This is a genomic window from uncultured Wocania sp., assembly GCF_964021735.1.
In the GTDB taxonomy this organism is placed as follows: domain Bacteria; phylum Bacteroidota; class Bacteroidia; order Flavobacteriales; family Flavobacteriaceae; genus Wocania_A.
Genome location: NZ_CAXIBN010000239.1, coordinates 1 through 3,784 on the forward strand (window position 1 = coordinate 1; position 3,784 = coordinate 3,784).

The 3,784-nt window shown below is 32.5% G+C and carries 3 protein-coding genes; 2 read left to right on the plus strand and 1 reads right to left on the minus strand.

Going from position 1 to position 3,784, the window contains the following annotated elements:
• Both AADI82_RS14300 and AADI82_RS14305 read left to right on the plus strand, forming a co-directional pair.
• The coding region (locus AADI82_RS14300) for a T9SS type B sorting domain-containing protein (RefSeq protein ID WP_341217097.1) at positions 1–1,449 on the plus strand (1,449 nt) is incomplete at its 5' end.
• A gap of 8 nt (positions 1,450–1,457) precedes the next feature.
• Entirely contained in the window at positions 1,458–2,462 is a 1,005-nt protein-coding gene (locus tag AADI82_RS14305) for a type IX secretion system membrane protein PorP/SprF (RefSeq protein WP_341217098.1), read from the plus strand.
• A 138-nt stretch (positions 2,463–2,600) separates the two neighbouring features.
• On the opposite strand, the gene AADI82_RS14310 is transcribed toward AADI82_RS14305, so the two are convergent.
• Positions 2,601–3,758: a vWA domain-containing protein gene (locus tag AADI82_RS14310; RefSeq protein ID WP_341217099.1), complete on the minus strand. Its 1,158-nt coding sequence runs from the start codon at positions 3,756–3,758 to the stop codon at positions 2,601–2,603.
• Positions 3,759–3,784: the final 26 nt, after the last annotated feature.

The following is a 3,784-nucleotide window of genomic DNA, read 5'->3' on the forward strand; positions in this document are numbered from 1 at the left end:
GAAAATGGAAATGGGTTGGCTGATGCCGATGAGTGTTTTAGTACCGATATGAGTTTTAATCTTGTTGTAAATCATAATCCAACTATATTTCAACCAGATACTATTCGTATATGTAATGATATTGTATCTACTGATTACGATTTAACTGTTAAAGAAAATCAAATTACAGGTGGCGATACATCTATTGCATTATCTTATTTTGAAACTCAATTAGATTTAGATAATAATAACCCTATTCCAGACCCTACAACATATACCAATACACTTTTAGATAGAGATATTCTGGTTTTAGCCACAGGTTCTAACACATGTACTTCTATAACAACACTACCTTTAAAAACAATTATTTATGAAGATTTAAACCAAAAGCCATTACCTATTGAAGAATGTGAAGTTGATAATAATGGGTTTGATTTTTTCGATGTAACGAGACGAGAAACAGAAATTTTAAATGGACTTGACACTAATGATTTTGAACCTTTTATTTATTATGAAAATGAAGCTGATGCCATTGCAGGAAATAGTAATACAATTTCAAACAGCATCAGTTTTGAAAACACACAATCTTATACTCAAACTATATATGCCAGAGTAAAACCACAGGCAAACGAATGTTTTATTGTAGTTCCAATAAACTTAATTGTAAATCAATCTCCAGAAATAGGTATTAACGAAGAATATGTCATTTGTTTAAATAGGAATGATGATGTTATTAACCCAGAAAATGCACCATTATTAAGTGTACCTCCAATCGACACACAATTAAATACTACAAATTATACATTTCAATGGTATAATGGGACAGAGGCGGAGGTAAATGCAGATCCTACAGGTACAGCAATAACCGGAGCTACAGATGCTCAATATACACCTGCTGTAGTTGGCAATTATACGGTATTTGCAACTAATATTACTACAGGTTGTAGAATTCCTGCAAGCACTACTGTTGTTGGGTCTTACCCTCCAGAAAGTATGTCGGTAGAATTATTAAGCACTTCTTTTTCAGACAATAATATTATAGAAGTAACAGTTATAGGGGTTGGTGAGTATGAATATAGATTAGATTCTGGTTCGTGGCAGAGTTCAAATGTATTTGAACGAATAACAGGAGGAGAACATACAGTATATGTTCGCGATTTGCTAAATTGTAACGAAATTTCTGAAATGCAGATTGTGATTGACTATCCTAAGTATTTTACACCTAACAACGATGGTGTACATGATACATGGAATATTAAAGGAATAGCAACACAACCTAATTCAGAAATTTATATATTTGACAGATACGGGAAGCTAGTAAAACAGTTAAACCCTAAAGGAATTGGATGGGACGGAACATTTAACGGACAAGAATTTCCAACTGGTGATTATTGGTTTATAGTAAAATATAACGAACCACTTGATGGTACACAAAAGGAGTTTAGGTCGCATTTTACTTTGAAAAGATAAAATAGAAGATGAAATTAAAGCATATTTTTATGGTAATGATAAGTGTATTATGCACTAATTTATCAACTTCACAAGAAGGGTTACCAATATATACAGATTATTTAACAGATAATTATTACCTCATCCACCCATCAATGGCTGGTATTGCTAATTGCTCTAAAGTTAGACTAACATCACGTCAGCAATGGTTTGGACATGAAGATGCTCCAAGGCTTACTACATTAAGTTTAAATGGAAGAATTGGTGATACGCCATCTGCAATAGGTGGTATTTTGTATACCGATAAAAACGGGTATCACTCACAAACAGGAGCTTATGCAACCTATGCACATCATCTGATGTTTTCTAGAAGTGAAGTCGATTTAAATATGCTATCTTTTGGATTAAGTGCTGGATTTATTCAATATAAATTAGATGAAACTACATTTTTGTTTGATGGACCCGATAGGATAATTGATGGAATTGTGCAAAACGAAACAAATTTTAATATCGATTTAGGGTTTTCATATCACTATTTAGATTATTACGCACATGCTACAATAAAAAACGTATTAAAAAATGCGGGTGTAAATAACGATGTTGAAATTACAAGTAATTTAAGACGCTATTTGCTTTCTGTAGGAGGTGTGTTTGGTAAGTTAGGAAGCGATTGGAGCTACGAACCTTCAGTAATGTTTCAATATAAAGATGGCACAAAAGAAGCTTCGATAGATTTGAATGGAAAAGTTTATAAAGACATGGAATTTGGTAAACTTTGGGGTGGAATTTCATACAGACAAAGTTTTGATGGTGCTGAGTATTTAATCAATTCGAATACTGTAAAAAGTCAAAAGCTGAAACAAATCACGCCTATATTGGGAGTTGATTATAAACAATTTATGTTTGCTTATACCTATACGTATCAAAATAATTCGGTAGTATTTACAAATGGTGGTTTTCATCAATTAACATTAGGCTATAATTTTGCTTGTAAAAGAAAGAAGTACGAATGTAGATGTCCTGCTGTAAATTAGTTTCGAAGTAATAATTTTGTCATCACTGAGTAGGTCGACGTGACGCCTGTTTATTATTGTCGACTTGTTTTAAGACAACAAGTTTGAATTTTTAAGATTACTTCAGTCATACTTCCTTCGTAATGACGATTTATTTTTTTAATCCCAACTATACTTTTTCTTTTTGGCTTGTTCTTTTATGGCTTTAGTCATTGCATTTTCCAATCCGTTTGCGTTTTCTTTTTTATGATTAAGAATATATAGTTTTCGTTTGTTGTTTAACTCTTGAATTTTCTTTTGAATACCTTTACGTTCAATCCGTTTTTTAGCAACATAAGCTTTAATTTCAGTTTCCGATTTGCCTTTTAAAACTTCTGGTAATTGGCTGTCTTTTAAATCACCATATTTAAAATCTTCTTCGGCTTCAGCATCAACTAAATCCCAAGATTTGTTTTTGTACAAATGCGAACTTTTACTTATCGTTCTGCTCACCGCATTCGCTTTGCTATACAAACCTGCGTTGGTATCTTGTTCCGCTTGAAGCGCCATTTTTTGTATTCCAATTTGTCCATAAATAACATACGTTTTGTTTAGTTTTTTATTTAAAATTAAAATATCATCATCGTAAGGCGAAGCAATATGCACCGTGGCATTGTTTTGATTTATTGCCATATAATCACCATTAGTTAAACTTGCGCCATCTTTCCAAGACGTTGAAATGCCTTGTCTGTAATTGCCACAAAAAATAGTATTAATGGTCACATCTTTTTCTTTAGCATGAGCTGAAGCATCTTTATAATTGATTTTTCCTTGAGTAAAAGGTTCGTTTCCTGCAATAAAAATGAGTTTTAAATCGTCTGGATTATCACCCCATTTTAATTGGTTTAATGAGGTTTGAATCACTTGCCCGCAATATTCTTCACCGCCATTTGTAGTTAACGAAAATAGCTCTTTTGAAATCTCGTCAAGATCTTCGCTAAAACTTAAAACCTGTCTAATATAACCTTCGTCGCCGTTTAATCTGTCGTTGCCGTATTCATACAATGCAATTTGTAAATTGGGTTTATTGTTGCCGCATTTGGCATACGATAATTCGTTTACAATATCCCAAAGTTGTGCTTTGGCTTGGTCTATTAATCCGTCCATGCTATTGCTGGTATCTAGTAAAAGTGCCACTTTAATATACTGTTTACTAGGTTTATGTGCTGTAACTTGAGTTTGCGCATAATCTGCATTTGTCTTTTTGTTGTTTGCATTACAAGCTGTAAAACCAATTAGTGCAATGCTAAAAAGGAATGTTTTAAAATGTGTTTTCATAATAATTTTGTTTTTTGATTTAATGA